Source organism: Pseudarthrobacter sp. AG30, from assembly GCF_003116525.1.
In the GTDB taxonomy this organism is placed as follows: Bacteria; Actinomycetota; Actinomycetes; order Actinomycetales; family Micrococcaceae; genus Arthrobacter.
Genome location: NZ_QEHL01000002.1, coordinates 41,282 through 57,410 on the forward strand (window position 1 = coordinate 41,282; position 16,129 = coordinate 57,410).

The following is a 16,129-nucleotide window of genomic DNA, read 5'->3' on the forward strand; positions in this document are numbered from 1 at the left end:
GGCAGGCTATTCTCGACACATGACCGACCCCGGCGTGAGCGCCCGCATCAGCCCCCTGCACAAAGCCGTGTGGTGGGCCCAGGACTATGCCTATGCCACCGGCTGGCAGGTCCGGGGGTTCCTCTCCCGCGTGCAGCCGGCCTCCTTCCGGACCGGCACCCTGCAGCCCGTGGTGATCATCCCCGGCGTCTACGAAAACTGGCAGTTCATGATGCCGCTCATCCGGGCCATCCATGATGCCGGGCATCCCGTTCACGTGGTCACTGTGCTGCAGCGCAACAAACTCAAGGTCCCGGACGCCGCCAGGCTGGTGGCCCAGCATCTGGAGGAGGCGGGCCTGCACAACGCCATCCTGGTGGCCCACAGCAAAGGCGGGCTGATCGGCAAATACACCATGCTGTCCCTGGATCCCGAGCACCGGATCGACCGGATGATCGCCGTGTGCGCACCATTCTCCGGTTCCCGCTACGCCCGGTACATGCTGCTGCCCAGCCTGCGGATCTTCTCACCGCGCAACGCGTTAACCCTGCAGATGGCGCGCGAGCAGACCATCAACAGCCGCATCACGTCCCTGTACGGCCCGTTCGACCCGCACATCCCGGAGGGCAGCGTGCTTCCCGGCGCCACCAATATCGAGTTGCCGGTGGCCGGGCACTTCCGGATCCTTGGCGACCCCGTGACCGCGAGGATCATTGTGGAGCAGTTGAGCCTTCCGGCCTGACCGCATCCGGTGCTGCAGTTGATGATCCCGCGGCTGCCGCCGGTGCCGCGGCTGCCGCGATCCTGCCGGCGATGAATTCCGCGTCGCGGCCCACGCCGTGGACCATGGAGGAGGCCAGCGAATGCTGGAAGGTGGCGCCGAGGAAGTAGAGTCCGGGCTGGCTGGTGGCCACGCCCCGGTCTTGGGCAGGCTGGCCGTCCGCGCCCATCACGGGAAGGTGGATCCAGTCCAGGTCCGGAGTGAATCCGGTACACCAGATGACGTTGGCCACTTCCAGCGTCCTCCCGCCAGCCAACAGCGGAAGGCCGTCTTTGGTGCCTTCCGTCCTTGCAACGCGTACGACGCCGGCGCGGACCAGGTCCCGGTTCTTCACCCTGACCAGTGACCCGCTGTGCGAGAGGACCCGGGGCCGGGCCTTCCGGCCGGCGGGCGTGCCGAGCGTGAGGATATGGGAGAAGGCAAAGAAGACGGCCAGCGTCAGCGGGCGGGCGGCGGTGGCGTCGACGCGCCAGGGGATTTCGCCCGGATGGCGGCCGGACAGGTAAGTGGTGCGGGTGGAAGCAAGTTCCAGGGCGATGTCCGCGCCTGAATTGCCGGCGCCGACCACCAGGACCGGTCCCGGCGCGAGGTCACGGGGGCTCCGGTAGCTCCCTGCTGTGAGCTGCCGGATGGCCGGGCTGAGCTGCCCGGCGAAGGCGGGAATCCGGGGTTTCCGGTCCCAGCCGGAGGCGACCACCACGTTGTCGGCTTCGAACCGCCGGCCGCCGGCGTCAATGACGAAGGCGTGGCTGTCGTGGCGGAGGCCGGTGACCCGGACATTGTGCCGGACCGGCAACCCGAACTCTTCACCATAGCGGCCCAGGTAATCGGCGAACTCTTCGCGGGAGGGGAAGGACCATTGCGGTGCGGGGAACCGGCTGCCGGGCAGGGCGTCGTACCGGGCCGGGGTAAAGAGCCTGAGGGAGTCCCAGCGGGCGCGCCAGCTGTCACCGGCCGCCGCATGTTCATCCAGGATCACAAACGGCCGGTTGAGGCGGGCAAGGTGGTAGCCCATGGCCAGGCCTGCCTGGCCGCCGCCGATGACCACGGTGGTGAAGCGCTCCGACATGGTGTCCTGCCCTTCCGTCCGTGCCGCTCCGCTGCGGTCCCGGGCTTCCTGCTACAATTCATCCGAATGATGTTCGGATGAATTAAGGCTAGGCCCGGCGATGAGTGAAGTCAATGCCCAGGCACGCCGCTACAATTCCCCGTTGCGGAGGGAACAGGCGGCGGCAACCCGGGACGCGGTGCTCTCCGCTGCCCGGGACCTGTTCGTGGGCGAGGGGTACCGGTCCGCCACCGTTGCGGCCATCGCCCGGCGGGCGGGTGTCGCCGTCGACACGATCTACGCCACGATCGGGCGGAAGCCGGACCTCCTGCGCGGGGTGGTGGAGGCGGCGATCTCGGGGACCGGCCAGGCCGTCCCGGCCGAGCGCCGGGACTACGTGATCCGCATACGCGAGGCGACGCGGGCGGCCGAGAAGATCTCCCTGTACGCCCAGGCCCTGGCACACATCCAGCCCCGGCTGGCGCCGGTGTACGAGGCGCTCCGTGATGCGGCCGGCACCGATCCGGACTGCGGCGCGCTCTGGCGGGAGATCTCGGACCGGCGCGCGGCCAACATGCGCCAATTCATCGCGGACCTCGCCACGACGGGGGAGCTCCGCACCGACCTGCCGGCCGCGGAACTCGCCGACGCTGTATGGAGCATGAACGGGCCGGAGTACTGGGGGCTGCTGGTGGGCCAGCGCGGCTGGGATCCGGAACGGTTCGCCGGGTGGTTGGGCGATGCCTGGTGCCGGCTGCTGCTGGACCGGTCCTGAGCCGGGGTTGCGCCTATAACCGCAGGTCAAGCAGCAGTTGAAATTTCAAATACCTTGAGCATTTGTTGACTCTTTACCCCCTCGCTTCCTGAGCTTGGCCCTGCAAAGTAGTTCCCAGCTAGTCAAAACGAACACCACAAAGTCTGAGGGGACACCATGAAGAACAGCACTCTGGTCAAGGGAACTGCCGCTATCGCCGTTGGCGCCGCACTGCTGCTGGGCGGCGGGGGCACCCTGGCCAACTGGAACGCAGAAGCAACCGCCGCTCCCGGCACCATCGTTTCCGGCGACCTGAACGTCGTCAAGGCCGTCAACGGCGTCTGGAAAGACCGTACCGGCACCGTCATTCCCGACATCTCCGCTTACAGGGTTGTCCCGGGCGACAAGCTCACGTTCACCCAGGACCTGACCGTGACCCTGGTGGGCAACAAGATGGCCGCCAACGTCACCACCACCGGCATCAGCGCCACCAACGGCTTCACCCCGGCCAACGTCTCGGTCAGTGCTCCCGCGCTCACCGTGGGCAGCACCGCCGTCGCAAACCCCCTGGTTCCAACGGGATCGGACCAGACGGTCACCGCAACCATCACCTTCGAATTCCTGTCCACCACCACCGGCCGCGCGGACACCACCAAGAGCTACAACTTCAACAACGTGGCCTTCCAGCTGACCCAGGTCACCCAGCCCGGCCTCTCCTAGCCTGACGTGGCCGGGTGGCCCCAGGGCCACCCGGCCGGCAGTACCAGGAAACAGGACCAGGAGGAAGCCACATGCGCATCACGCGCTCACTGAAGGCAGCGGCATTGATCGCCGCTGCCGTGGTCCTGGGCCTGTTCACCGTGCAGGGAACTTTTGCCCTCTGGAACGCGTCCGCGGTGGCCGCTCCCGGAACCGTGTCTGCGGCCTCGTTCGATGTGGCGCTGACGGCGGTCAACTCCGGCGCCACCACGAACATGACCCTGGCCAACGAGGCCGCGGCGAACCTGGCATTGTCTCCAGCCGGCACGCTCGGGCCAGGTAGCCCGGTCTCCGGGGGAGTGGTGGTCACCAACAACACCAACGCCGGCGGCCAGTTCAACACCGCCACCACGGTGGGCCAGCCAACAGTGGCCAACACCGGCGGGGGCACGCTGGCCTCCTACATCATCGTGAGCGCGAAGACCGCCGTTTCCTCCACAGAATGCAGCTCCAGCACCGGCTACGCGCAGATCGGCGCCAGCGGCCTTGCCTCGCCCACGGTGGGCAAAGGCGGGTCCACCATCTTCTGCTTCCAGGTCAGCCTCGCCCCCGGCGCCCCGTCAACAGTGAAAGGACAAGCAGTGACCATCTCCCTTCCACTCACCGCGCGTCAACTCTGCGGGGTGCCCAGTGGCTGCTGACCTGACCGAACGCCTTCTCGGCGGAGACACCGAACCCGTCACTCCGGCAGCCGAGCCAAAGCCGGCACGCCGGCGCAAAGGCGCCTGGGCCGCCGTCGGACGCATTCTGAGCATGGCGGCGATGCTCGTGGCGCTGTTCGCCGCCATTGTCCTGATCGTGGTGCCGGTGGCGACCGGATCGCAGACCTACACCGTGCTGACCAAGTCCATGGCGCAGCACTACCCGCCCGGCACCTTCATGGTGATGAAACCGGTGCCGTTCAACGAACTCAAGTACGGCGACGTCATCACCTTCCAGCTGTACTCGGGCCGCCCCGACGTGGAAACGCACCGGATTGTCGGGTTTGGTTCCACCCAGTCCGGGGAGAAGACGCTCATCACCAAGGGCGACAACAACGGGGCCAACGATCCCGAGCCCATCCGGGCCATCCAGGTCAAAGGCAAGCTGTTCTACGCCGTCCCGTATGTCGGTTTCGTGGCCAACTTCCTGGGCAATTCGGACCGGGAAATGTGGACGGTCATCGCGGCTGTGGCACTGATCGGCTACGGCTCCATCACGGTCTACAAGTCCGTTCGCAAGGCCCGCAAGCATGATGACCCCGCTGCCGAGGCCGCCTGAATGCCGCGGCTGAGGAGCATTCCAGGAGCCACGTTCGCCGTGGGGGCATTTTTGCTCACAGTGCTGCTGGGTGCCGGCGCCGGCACGGCCTCGGCCCTCTGGCAGCAAAGTGCGACGGCAAGCATGGCCGTCACGGCGTCCGGCACCTGGCCGACGCCGGTCCTGCCCACCCCTGCCTGCACCGCCGGGGACACCGCCAACAAGACCATCCAGTTGAGCTATTCCGGATTGTCCGAGGTACCAACAAAGTTCACCGTTTCTGCGGCCGGGTCCAACGGGACGTACGGATCCAGCCTGGACTACGCGGGATCCGGCGGGACATCCGGGAGCTTCGTGGTTTCGGGTGATTCTGTGGTCTTTTCCCAGGTCAGTTCCGCCACCGCAACCGTGCGGGTGGTTGCCACGTTTGCCAGCGGGGCGCAGTCCACCGCATCGGTCAAGGTCACCCTGGACATCGGCACCGGAAACAGGAAAGTCTACTGCGCCTGACCACCGCCAGCCCGGCGGAAGAGGGCGCCGCTGCAGCCCCCCTTGCAGCGGCGCTCCCTCCCGCCGGGCTGGCCTGGCGGCAGCGACCTTTCGTGGCGACCCGGAGCCGCCCGGACGCCCCCGATATGTGGGACGCGCAAGGGAGAATTCACCGCGAAAAGGGGTTTGCGCGTCGGTAGACTGCGGTCATGTCATCCCGAATCAGTGAACTCGTCCTGAATTGCGCCGACCCCGAACTGCTTGCGGGGTTCTGGTGTGGAGTCCTTGGCTACGTCGAGCTGGACCGCGAGGAGGGCTCGATCGAAATCGGGCCGGCGGCCGGTTTCGGCGGCCTTCAGCCCACCATCATCTTCAGCCCCAGCAGCAACCCGCGCGTGGGGCGGCTGCCGCTGCACATCGACATCAACCCGGTGGACCGGGACCAGGATGCCGAACTGGAACGATTGCTGGCACTGGGAGCGCGGCCGGCCGACGTCGGCCAGACCGGCCGGGAGCAGTGGCACGTCCTGCAGGACCCGGAGGGCAACGAGTTCTGCCTCCTTCGCAGGCGGCTCGAACCCTGAGCCTGGCCGGCCCCGGATACTGGAGTGCCTGGGGGCGCCCACTTCAAGACGCCACCAGGCACTAGCAACTATCGACGGCGGCGCTCAAGTTACCCGGAGTAAATTCCGCAAGGTTCGGTCAAGAGTTTCCGGCTGCTGGCCGGACCTCCAGGCGCCGACATAAAATGGGCTGCCGCCTGCCGACTGCGGTGCCGGCGTGTCCCGTTCAGGTACTAGGACCCTTTACCGGCGTGCCAGGGAAGGCGCTAAATTGTAGCTACCTATCCGGGCGACGCCCATGACGGCCCGCGGCTATGGAGGGACGAACGTGGAACTCTTCGGCGACAAACCTGCCGTCGCTGCCGCAGCCCTGACCAGGCTCGTCGCCGCGGAGGCCATGACTCCTGGAAATCCGGCCGGCCGCCTCCAGGCCTACCTCAGCGATCTGGTGGTGCGGAACGGGCCCCGCATCGTCGAGCAGCTCGCCATCGAACTGGCACGCCAGCACTTGGCCACCATGGATTTGCTGGCCAAGGAGACGGGAAAGCCCGCCGCCCGCTACCTTGACGACGTTGAGCTGGCGGCCGCCATGGATGAGAGCATCGGCCGGGATTCGGCAGACCCCGGCGAGGGTTACTGACGCCCGCCGGTGGCCCTTTACGGGCCGGTCGCGTCCCGGCGCCGTGCCGCGAACGCGAACAAGGACGTCGTTGCCACCGTAGCCAGGTACCCCGCGATCACAATCAGCGAGATCCCGGCCCAGAAGTAGTTCGTGGTGCTGGTTTCCTGCCACGGGCTGGGCGCAATCCGGATCAGCGAATAGACGGCCACCCCGGCCGAGGCCAACCCGATCAGCACCGGAAGCGTCAGCCAGATCCGGGCCGAGCCAAGGTGCCGGCCGAACCCGTCCCACTCGTTCCAGGAACCGCGGCGCAGGATCAGCCAGCCCGCAGGGATCATGAAGGCACCCACCAGCAGGAAGGCGGCCACCACGTCCGCGGGCCGGTGCCACTGGTTGATCACGGTGGAGGTGCCGGAGGCAATGGCAAACGAACCACCAATGAAACCGGCCATGGGGCGCCAGCGCGGGGATGCCATCAGGAACACGGCGGCCGCGGCTGAGGCCGCCAGCGTGGTGTGCCCGGACGGCAGGGAGTTGAGCTCAAGGGTCAGCACGCCTTTGTCCGGACGGGCAGGCAGCAGGTCCTTGAGCACCTGCGTGGCCACGTTGGCGCCGATGCACGCCGCCACCGCGATTCCCGCTTCCGCCCAATGCCGCCGGATCACCGTGACGAACAGGACCACGACGGCGGCCATCACCAGGGAGATGGTGGGCAGCCAGTCCAGGAACTGGGTTGCGGCCTTGCCTGCCGGTCCGTGGATGTCCACGGCTTCCACCAACGCGGACTCATCGATGAACTGGCCCGTTGCAGTCTGGACGAAGAAGTAGTACGTGGCAACCAGCCCGGCAATGCAGGCCACAGTGGACAGCACGAACAGGAACGCCGAGCCCGGAGCGGGCCGGGAGGGTGTCCTGGTGGGTAGTTGCTGTGAAGAAGTCATCGCGCTTAAGGGTGACACAAAAAGCTGGATGGCTGCTCAGGGGCCGGTGGCATCCGGCTTAACGGGGTCGAGCCGGGGAACGCTTGCTGCCGCCACCAGCACGGCGAGGACGCCCAGGCCGAACGGCAGCGCCGTGGCCGTCGCGATGCCGCCCACCAGGAGCGGGCCGCCGGCGTCACCCAGTTCGCGGCCGAGTTCGGCCGAGCCCATGGTCCGGCCCATCCGTTCCGGCGGCGTGGTGTCCGCCAGGTGCGCGAAGCCCAAGGGCGTGGCGGCGCCGATCCCGGTCCCGATGCATGCCGCGGCCACGAAAACGGTCACCAGGCCCGGGGCAGCCGCAACGAGGGCGACGCCCGCGGCAATCAGCAGCAGGCCAACGGTGGTGCCCCTGTTGTCAGTGACGGCGTTCCGGTCACGCAGCCTGCCGATCCACGGCTGGGTCAGCACCGAGCCCAGCGCCACCACGCTGACCGCGGCCGTGCCGGCGAAGGCGTCCATGCCATGGCGGGCGGCCAGCGCCGGAAGGAAACCGACTGCGGCACCCAGCGCGCCGGTGGACGCGGCCAGCACCAGCGTGGGAACCAGGAACCGACGCTCGCCCACCTGCCGGGCCAGGTCCATCACCGTGTACCGCTTCCGGGGGAGCGGCTCCAGGTTCGCGACGGACACCAGCACCCACACGGCCGTGACCGCGGCCAGGACGGAGAGGGCGCCGAACAACAGCGGGAAACCGCCCGCCAGGATCAGCCCCGCACCCAGCGGCGGCCCGATGATGTAGCCCAGGCTCTTCCAGGAGCCATACCGGCCAAAGTAGGTGCCGGCCTTGCCGCCGCGTGCCATCCGGGCCACCATCGCGGACGACGCCGGCGAAAAGGCCGACGCCGCAGCGCCCTGTCCCAGCCGGGCCAGGGCCAGGACCAGGGGATCGGCCGCGCCAAGTCCGATCAGCGACAGCACGGCGAAGGCCAGCAGGCCACCCACGACGACAGGTTTGGTTCCGATCCGGTCGCTGAGCGCACCGAAGACGGGTTTGAGGAACACCTCGGCAACGTCATACAAGGCCAGGAGGATTCCGAGGTTCAGCAGCGTCAAGCCAATATTTCCGCTTTGCGAGCCCAGCCCGGCCGCGATGCTGTGGGCGCCGAAGGCTGTGACGAATCCCGCTGCGTACAGTGGCGCCGAGGACGAGCGGACGGCCTGGCCTTCAGTGCTCATGATTGGGACTTTAGTACCTTCACAAACTTGTGAAAACTCCGAAGATTAGTCCATGAACACTGTCATCCAAACTGTGGGCTTGCATAAAAACTTTGGCAAGGTCCGTGCCCTGGACGGGCTGGACCTTGACGTCCGGGCAGGGGAGATCCATGGCTTCCTGGGGCCCAACGGCGCCGGGAAATCGACCACCCTGCGCATCCTGCTGGGCCTGGCCAAGGCAACATCCGGTTCCGCCACCGTCCTTGGCATGGACCCCTGGACCCAGGCTGTTGAACTCCACCGGCGCCTGGCCTATGTCCCCGGCGACGTCAGGCTGTGGCCCAACCTCTCCGGCGGCGAAACCATCGACCTGCTCTCCCGGCTCCGCGGCGGTACAGCGGATGGTGCGGCGTACCGCCGCAGCAAGGACCGGCTGTGCCAGGCCTTCGACTTTGATCCGGCCAAGAAGGGGCGCGCCTACTCCAAAGGCAACCGGCAGAAGGTGGCCCTGATCGCGGCCCTCGCCACGGACGCCGAGCTTTACCTGCTCGACGAGCCCACGAGCGGCCTCGACCCGCTCATGGAGGAGGTCTTCCGCCGGGAACTGCTCGCCGTCGTCGAACGGGGCGCCACCGTGCTGCTCTCCAGCCACATCCTGACCGAGGTGGAGGTCCTGTGCCACCGGGTAAGCATCATCCGCGCCGGCAGGATTGTGGACGGCGGGACGCTGGACTCCCTGCGCCACTTGACCAGGACCGAAATTTCTTTCGCCGCCGATGGCCTGGACACAGCCTCCCTGGCACGGCTGGGGGCCGTGCATGACCTGACATTCGACGCCGGCCGGGTCAAGTTCAGCGCGGAATCGGACCGGGTGGCGGAGGTGCTGCCCGCCCTGGGCGCCCTGGCGGTGCAGGGGCTGACCATTACGCCGCCGTCGCTCGAGGAACTGTTCCTGCGGCACTACGGCGACCCGGCGGCAGGTGCCGAATCCGGGGCGCGGGACGATGACGGGGACCACCGGCACGGCGCGCGCCGGCACCTGCTGGGCGCCAGGGGACGTGGCTGACATGGCCGTCCTCATGATCCTCTGGGGCCAGCGGTTGCGCCGTGACCGCTGGCAGCTGCTGAGCTGGATCCTGGGAATCGGCGCCTTCGCCCTGTTCGCCGCCTCCGCCGTGACTCAGACGTACGGCAACGCCGCCAGCCGCGCCGAAATTTTGCAGGTGGCCATCGCCACCCCCGCCATCCTGATGCTGCGCGGCCTGCCCCGCGGCGCTGACCAGGGCGCCTTCACGTTCTTCCTGGTCTACGCCTTCCTGGCCCTGCTGGCCGGACTGATGAGCACGTTCCTGGCCGTGCGCCACACCCGTGCCGACGAGGAAACCGGGGGCGCCGAGCTGGTGGCCGCCACCCCCGCGGGCCGGCTCTTGCCCACAATTGCCACCGTCCTGCACGGTGCGGCGGCCAATGTCCTGGCGGCGCTCGCCGTCTTCGCCGGCCTTGCCGCCCAGGGCCTGGACCTGCAGGGGTCCCTCGTTGCGGGTGCGGCAACGGGCGCCGTCGGCCTTGCCTTCCTTGGCGTGGGCATCCTGGCGGCCCAGTTCATAAGCACCTCGCGCGGCGCCAACGGTGTCTCCTCCGCCCTGGTTGTCCTGGCGTACGTGCTGCGCGGGATCGGCGACGCCACCGGAACCCCACACGCTGACGGAACGTCCATGACCGAAGGCGCCGCCAGCTGGTTCTCGCCCATCGGATGGGGCCAGCAGACGTTCGCCTTCTCCGGCAACCGGGCCTGGCCGTTGCTGCTGCCGCTGGGGCTCGGCGTCGCCTGCCTCGGGGCCGCATGGGCCATCCTGGGCACCCGGGACAGCGGCGCCAGCGTTTGGGGTGCCCGCCCCGGACGCCTCACCGCCCGGCCGGGCCTGCGCAGCCCCGCGGCCCTCGCCCTGCGCCTGCAAGCCAACTCGATCATCGGCTGGGCACTGGGTGGCCTGGCCCTCGGCCTGCTGGCCGGGTCGCTGGGAAAGGCGATTGCCGCCGTCGACACGCCGGACACCAATATCACCGCCGTCCTGAGGTCGATCCTGCAGTCGCAGGGCACTTCCCTGACCCAGCTCATGGTGTCTGTCCTGTTCTCGATGGCAGGGATCCTGGCCGCTGCCTGCGCGCTGCAGGCCGTGATCAGGCTCAGGCAGGAAGAGGCCGCCGGGACCGCGGAACTGCTGCTCGCCGCTCCGGTGGGGCGGATGCGCTGGCTGGCCGGCTACCTGGTGCTCGGTGCCGCAGCAGTGGTCCTGGTTATTGGCCTGACCGCGGTGGGCACGTGGATCACGTTGACCGGTTCCGGTGACCAGGCCATGCCGGCCGATGCGCTCTGGCAAACCGCCGTGGCGCAGCTGCCGGCGGCGCTGGTCTACCTCGCCGTGCCCGCCCTGGTGTTCGTCCTGTGGCCCGCCGCGACCATTGGCGTTGGCTGGGCCCTGCTGGGGCTCGGGGTGTTCCTGGGGATCTTCGGCGGCATGCTGGGCCTGGACCAGAGCCTCCGCGACCTCTCCCCGTTTACCCACACGCCGGTCCCGCACGGGAACGCGACCGACTGGAGCGGGGCGTGGTGGATGCTGGCCATCGCCGTCGTCGCCGGCGCGCTTGCCGTCGCGGCGATGCGGCGGCGGGAGGTGGGGGCGGCATGAGCGCCGGGACGGGGGTGGCTGCCGCCCGGGACGCCGGGGTGGCCGCCGCGGCTGCCGAACGGACGGCTGCCGCGTTCGCCATCGCCGGGTTTCCCAAGATGCCCGCCAGGACGCTCCTGGCCCTGGTGTCATCCGAGCAGGGGAGCCTTACGGCTGCAGAGCTCGCGGAGCGGCTGGGGGCCAGCGCCGCCGCCGTGTCCGGGGCGGTGCGCTACCTGCAGACCGTCGGCTTCGTGCACCGCGTATCGCAGCCCGGCAGCCGCCGCGACCTCTACGCACTGCACGACGACGAGTGGTATGTGGTGTCCATGCGGAACAGTCCCATTTACGAGAAGCTCGCCGAGCTGACGGACGCCACCGCCGAGGCCCTGCCGGAAGGTTCGGCGGCCCGGGCCCGGGTGGCCGAGATGGCCCGCTTCTACCGCTTCCTCAAATCAAGGATGCCGGCCCTGCTGGACGACTGGGAAAAGGAACGGGAGGCGCAGCCGTGACCATCATCGACAACGCGGTGTACGTGAACGGGCTGCGGACCGAGGACCCCGAGGACCTGGACGAGACCTATTTCCTGCTGCGGCAGCGTGAGGGGATGGCATGGATCGGGCTCTACCGGCCGGATGCCGCGGAACTGGAGTCCGTCGGCGAGGAATTCGACCTTAACCCCTTGGCCGTGGAGGACGCGCTCGCCGGGCATCAGCGCGCCAAACTGGAACACTACGGGGAGTGCCTGTTCCTCGTGCTTCGGCCCGCCAAGTACCGTGACGACGTCGAGAAGGTCGACTTTGGCGAGATCCACGTCTTTGTCGGCGAAGAATACGTCGTCACCGTCCGGCACGCCGAGTCCCCGGACCTGGCCCGGGTCAGGCGGCGGATGGAGTCCATGCCGGAATTCCTTGCCCTCGGCCCGGACGCGGTGCTGTACGGCATCCTGGACCAGGTGGTGGACGAATACGAACCCGTCGCCGCCGGGCTGGAAAACGATATCGACGAGATCGAGGACGACCTCTTCGGCGCCGACCCGGACGTATCCCGCCGCATCTACGAACTGTCCCGCCAGGTGATCATGTTCCAGCGTGCCACCAGTCCGCTGGCCGGGATCCTGCAGGCCCTGATGTCCGGTACCCCGGACCGCGAACAGGCATCGGAGCTCCGTGACCACTACCGGGACGTCCTGGACCACGTGCTCCGGCTCAACGAACGCGTAGCGGCCTTCCGCGCCCTGCTGCAGAACGCCCTCGCGGTCAACGCCGCCTTGGTGGCCCAGCGGCAAAACGATGAAATGAAGAACCTGACAGTTTCCAGCTACGCCCAGAACGAGGAGGTCAAAAGGATCTCCTCCTGGGCTGCCATCCTGTTCGCCCCCACGCTCGTGGCATCCATTTACGGCATGAACTTCCGCATCATGCCCGAGCTCGAGTGGGACTACGGCTACCCGTATGCCATTGGACTGATGCTGCTCCTCGGGCTCATCCTGTACCTGGCGTTCAAGCACAACAAGTGGATCTAGGTTTTCCACACCGCCGGTGCCGCAGATCCGGGAGGACTCCGGCGCCGGTACAGTGAAACCCATGCCCCGCCACGATGCCCCGATACCCCCGCTGGACGAACTCCTCGCGGGAGCGCACGTGGTCAGCCTGCCCATGCGGGTCAAGTTCCGCGGCATCATGGAACGTGAATCACTGCTGCTCCGCGGCCCGGCCGGGTGGGGCGAGTTCTGCCCGTTCCCGGAGTACGGCGACGCCGAGGCTTCCCGCTGGCTGGCCGCCGCCATTGAAGCGGGCTGGCAGGGCTTCCCGGCGCCGCTGCGCACGTCCGTACCGGTCAACGCCACCGTGCCCGCCGTTCCCGCGGACCGGGTGCCGGAGGTCCTGGCCAGGTTCGGCCGGGTGGACGCGGTCAAGGTTAAGGTCGCCGAGCGCGGACAGTCCCTGGACGACGACGCCGCCCGGCTTCACGCCGTCCGGGCGGCCCTGCCCGGGGCCGCCATCCGGGTGGACGCCAACGGCGGCTGGGACGTGCCCGCAGCGGTGGCAGCCCTGACCCGTCTGGCCGCCGTCGGCCTGGAATACGCCGAGCAGCCGGTACCCACCATCGAAGAACTGGCCGAGGTCCGCTCCCGGCTGCGGGACGCCGGTACGCCGGTGCTGATCGCCGCCGACGAGAGCGTGCGGAAGGAAACCGACCCCCTGCGCGTCGCCAGGGCCGGTGCGGCGGACCTGATCGTCGTCAAGGTGGCCCCGCTCGGCGGAGTGCGGCGCGCCCTGGACATCGTGGCGCAGGCTGGACTTCCCGCCGTCGTCAGTTCCGCGCTGGACACCTCGGTGGGGATCCGCGCTGGCCTGGCCCTGGCCGCCGCACTGCCGGACCTGCCCTACGCCTGCGGCCTGGGCACGGTGTCGCTGTTCGAATCCGACGTCACCCTGGACCCCCTGGTGGCCGACGACGGCGCGATCGGCCTCCGCGACGCCGTTCCCGACGCCGGGCTGCTGGAGCGGTTCGCGGCTCCGGCCGAACGCCGGGACTGGTGGCTGGACCGGGTCCGCCGCGTCCACGCCCTCCTCACCGCCTCCTGACACGCCCGCTCACTTCTGGCGGTTTTTCCTGGCACGCCCGCTTACTTTTGGCGGTTTTTCTTGGCACGCCCGTTCACTTTTGGCAACGTCCCTGCAGGTCACGGGCGGTTAACCATAACTTCATCAAATGGACGGTTTCCTGTAGGAACGGGCTGGAAGGGTGGGCGGGCACCCCAGAGACATTCCTTCGGAAGGCTCCCCATGTCTGAAACTGCCCGCAAGTTCACCCTGCTGCCCATGCTCGGCCATACGAAGGGCAAGCGCAGCCCGGTCACATGTGCACTCAAATGCGACAACGCCTGCGCCGGCGAGGTCTGCAACACCAGCTCCAACAGCTACTTCCGCGACATTGCCTCCGCCACCCTGTCCCGCCGTGCCGCCCTGGGCCTGGGCGCCGCCGGTGCGCTCGCCGTCGTCCTCGGTTCCGCGGTGAACTCCGCCGAACCCGCCTCCGCCGCAGGCCTGTCCAAGGCTGCCAAGGAGGGCTTCGGCAAGTCCAAGCTGCAGTTCACCGCCATCAAGCCGGTGGACAAGGCCGTTGATGCCTTCACCGTCCCGGACGGATTCACCTGGCAGCCCATCATCCGCTGGGGTGACCCGCTGTTCAACGATTCCCCGGACTTCGACCTGAACAACCAGACCGCGGCAGCGCAGGCCCGGCAGTTCGGCTACAACAACGACTACACGGACATCGTGGAGATCCCGGACAGCAAGGGCCGCCGCGCGGTGCTGTTCACCAACCACGAGTACACCAACGAGAACATCATGGTTCCCGCCGGCTACGATGCCAAGGAAACCCGCGCCATCGGACGTGCCGCCCATGGCCTGGCCGTGGTGGAACTTGAGCGCAAGAACACCACCAAGCCGTGGTCCTACGTCAAGGGCGCGCCGCTGAACCGCCGCTACCTCTCCGACACCACCTACGAACTGACCGGCCCCGTTGCCGGGTCGGCCTTGGTCAAGACCGTCGCCGACCCCTCCGGCCGCGCCATCAAGGGAACGTTCGGCAACTGCTCCGGCGGCACCACCCCCTGGGGCACCATCCTCTCCGGCGAGGAGAACTTCAACGGCTACTTTGTCTCCGGCGGCACCTCCGCCAGCGACAAGCGCTACGGCCTCACCGCCAAGCCCACCGCCCGCCAGTGGGAGTTGGACGATCCCCGCTTCGATACCCGCAATGCCGGCTACGAAAACGAAACCAACCGGTTCGGCTGGATCGTCGAAGTCGACCCGTTCGACCCCACCTCCACCCCCAAGAAGCGCTCCGCGATGGGCCGCTTCAAGCACGAGGGCGCCAACGTGATCGTGGCCGAATCGGGCCATGTGGTGGCCTACATGGGTGACGACGAGAAGTTCGACTACCTCTACAAGTTCGTCTCGGCAGGGAAATACCGCGAGGGCGACCGCAGGAACAACATGAACCTGCTCTCCGAGGGCGACCTGTATGTCGCCAAGTTCACCGGAAACTCTCCCGCGTCGGAAATCACTGGCACCGGGGCGCTTCCCGCCGACGGCGCGTTCGACGGCACTGGCGAATGGCTGCCCCTTGTGGTCGGCGGCAAGTCCGCCGTCCCCGGCATGTCCGTGGAGGAGGTCCTGGTCTACACCCGCCTGGCCGCGGACAAAGTGGGACCCACCAAGATGGACCGTTGCGAGGACGTCCAGCCCAGCCTGCACACCGGCAAGGTGTACGTCGTCTGCACGAACAACTCGGACCGCGGTACCGGCACCAAGGAAGGCGCCACCGAAGTAAACCCGCGCACGCAGAACCGCGACGGGCACATCGTGGAAATCACCGAAACCGGGGACCAGACGTCCACGAAGTTCAACTGGACCCTCCTGATGGTCTGCGGCGATCCCGCCCAGGGCGACGTCACCTACTTCTCCGGCTACCCGGTGGACAAGGTCTCGCCCATCTCCTGCCCGGACAACGTGGCCTTCGACTCCGTGGGCAACCTCTGGATCTCCACCGACGGCGCCCCATCCGGGATCGGCTACAACGACGGACTCTTCAAAGTCACCCTGGACGGTGCAGAGCGCGGCAAGGTGGAACAGTTCCTCTCCGTTCCCCGCGACGCCGAAACCTGCGGGCCGGTCATCCACGACGACGAGCGCACCGTCTTCGTCTCCGTTCAGCACCCGGGCGAGGAAGGCACTTTCGAGGCGCCGCATTCCTACTTCCCGGACTATGTCCCGGCAGGTACGACGCCGGCACCCGGCAAGGTGCGTGCGCCCCGTCCCGCAGTGGTCCAGGTGTTCCGCGGCTAACGCCCGCCAACGCCCGCTCACCTTCGACGGGATTTCCGGTAACGCCCGCTCACCTTCGACGGGTTTCGTGGCAACGCCCGCTCACTTTTGCCCTTCTTGGGCGCATAAGGTGAGCGGGCGTTTCCTTTTGAGTTGTCATAGGTGAGCGGGGGTTGGGGATTCGCTGTCATAGATGAGCGGGGGTTGGAGGGTGGCAGACTGGTTGGGTGACTTTGCCGAACGAACCCGCACC

17 protein-coding genes are annotated in these 16,129 nt (G+C 67.9%); 14 read left to right on the top strand and 3 right to left on the bottom strand.

Going from position 1 to position 16,129, the window contains the following annotated elements:
* Window positions 1-19 precede the first annotated feature (19 nt).
* Window positions 20-721: a triacylglycerol lipase gene (locus DC347_RS01890; protein ID WP_109044272.1), complete on the top strand. Its 702-nt coding sequence runs from the start codon at window positions 20-22 to the stop codon at window positions 719-721.
* Here DC347_RS01890 and DC347_RS01895 read toward each other — a convergent pair.
* Window positions 690-1,829 (bottom strand): NAD(P)/FAD-dependent oxidoreductase, encoded by a 1,140-nt coding sequence (locus tag DC347_RS01895; protein ID WP_109044273.1) that lies wholly within the window; start codon window positions 1,827-1,829, stop codon window positions 690-692. The genes DC347_RS01890 and DC347_RS01895 overlap by 32 nt on opposite strands.
* A gap of 100 nt (window positions 1,830-1,929) precedes the next feature.
* On the opposite strand from DC347_RS01895, the gene DC347_RS01900 reads away from it, so the two are divergent.
* The 7 genes from DC347_RS01900 (at window position 1,930) to DC347_RS01930 (ending at window position 6,252) form a co-directional block, all read left to right on the top strand.
* Window positions 1,930-2,583, top strand: a complete 654-nt coding sequence (locus DC347_RS01900) for a TetR/AcrR family transcriptional regulator (RefSeq protein ID WP_109044274.1) — start codon at window positions 1,930-1,932, stop codon at window positions 2,581-2,583.
* Window positions 2,584-2,739: 156 nt separating this feature from the next.
* Window positions 2,740-3,282, top strand: a complete 543-nt coding sequence (locus DC347_RS01905) for an alternate-type signal peptide domain-containing protein (RefSeq protein WP_109044275.1) — start codon at window positions 2,740-2,742, stop codon at window positions 3,280-3,282.
* Between the two features lie 71 nt (window positions 3,283-3,353).
* On the top strand, window positions 3,354-3,962 hold the full coding sequence (locus DC347_RS01910) for a hypothetical protein (protein ID WP_018760601.1): 609 nt from the start codon (window positions 3,354-3,356) through the stop codon (window positions 3,960-3,962).
* Window positions 3,952-4,581: a signal peptidase I gene (locus tag DC347_RS01915; RefSeq protein ID WP_018760600.1), complete on the top strand. Its 630-nt coding sequence runs from the start codon at window positions 3,952-3,954 to the stop codon at window positions 4,579-4,581. The genes DC347_RS01910 and DC347_RS01915 overlap by 11 nt, the downstream gene beginning before the upstream one ends.
* Window positions 4,582-5,070 carry a hypothetical protein gene (locus DC347_RS01920; protein ID WP_109044276.1) on the top strand — a complete coding sequence of 163 codons (489 nt, stop codon included), beginning with the start codon at window positions 4,582-4,584 and terminating at the stop codon, window positions 5,068-5,070.
* Between the two features lie 188 nt (window positions 5,071-5,258).
* Window positions 5,259-5,633, top strand: a complete 375-nt coding sequence (locus DC347_RS01925) for a VOC family protein (RefSeq protein ID WP_109044277.1) — start codon at window positions 5,259-5,261, stop codon at window positions 5,631-5,633.
* A gap of 307 nt (window positions 5,634-5,940) precedes the next feature.
* Window positions 5,941-6,252: a hypothetical protein gene (locus DC347_RS01930; RefSeq protein WP_109044414.1), complete on the top strand. Its 312-nt coding sequence runs from the start codon at window positions 5,941-5,943 to the stop codon at window positions 6,250-6,252.
* A 17-nt stretch (window positions 6,253-6,269) separates the two neighbouring features.
* On the opposite strand, the gene DC347_RS01935 is transcribed toward DC347_RS01930, so the two are convergent.
* On the bottom strand, window positions 6,270-7,175 hold the full coding sequence (locus DC347_RS01935) for a phosphatase PAP2 family protein (RefSeq protein ID WP_109044278.1): 906 nt from the start codon (window positions 7,173-7,175) through the stop codon (window positions 6,270-6,272).
* A gap of 36 nt (window positions 7,176-7,211) precedes the next feature.
* Entirely contained in the window at window positions 7,212-8,390 is a 1,179-nt protein-coding gene (locus DC347_RS01940; protein WP_109044279.1) for an MFS transporter, read from the bottom strand.
* A 52-nt stretch (window positions 8,391-8,442) separates the two neighbouring features.
* On the opposite strand from DC347_RS01940, the gene DC347_RS01945 reads away from it, so the two are divergent.
* The 6 genes from DC347_RS01945 to DC347_RS01970 all read left to right on the top strand — a co-directional run bounded on the left by DC347_RS01945 (window position 8,443) and on the right by DC347_RS01970 (window position 15,897).
* A complete protein-coding gene (locus DC347_RS01945) occupies window positions 8,443-9,435 on the top strand; it encodes an ABC transporter ATP-binding protein (protein WP_109044280.1) in 993 nt (330 codons plus the stop codon).
* Window positions 9,374-11,059, top strand: a complete 1,686-nt coding sequence (locus DC347_RS01950) for an ABC transporter permease (protein WP_109044281.1) — start codon at window positions 9,374-9,376, stop codon at window positions 11,057-11,059. The genes DC347_RS01945 and DC347_RS01950 overlap by 62 nt, the downstream gene beginning before the upstream one ends.
* On the top strand, window positions 11,056-11,550 hold the full coding sequence (locus DC347_RS01955) for a GbsR/MarR family transcriptional regulator (protein ID WP_109044282.1): 495 nt from the start codon (window positions 11,056-11,058) through the stop codon (window positions 11,548-11,550). The genes DC347_RS01950 and DC347_RS01955 overlap by 4 nt, the downstream gene beginning before the upstream one ends.
* Window positions 11,547-12,563, top strand: a complete 1,017-nt coding sequence (gene corA, locus DC347_RS01960; protein ID WP_109044283.1) for a magnesium/cobalt transporter CorA — start codon at window positions 11,547-11,549, stop codon at window positions 12,561-12,563. Before DC347_RS01955 ends, corA begins: the two co-directional genes overlap by 4 nt.
* A 61-nt stretch (window positions 12,564-12,624) precedes the next feature.
* Window positions 12,625-13,629, top strand: coding sequence for an o-succinylbenzoate synthase (locus tag DC347_RS01965; RefSeq protein WP_109044415.1), 1,005 nt, complete (start codon window positions 12,625-12,627; stop codon window positions 13,627-13,629).
* A gap of 201 nt (window positions 13,630-13,830) precedes the next feature.
* Window positions 13,831-15,897, top strand: a complete 2,067-nt coding sequence (locus tag DC347_RS01970; protein WP_109044284.1) for a PhoX family phosphatase — start codon at window positions 13,831-13,833, stop codon at window positions 15,895-15,897.
* The last annotated feature ends 232 nt before the right edge of the window (window positions 15,898-16,129 follow it).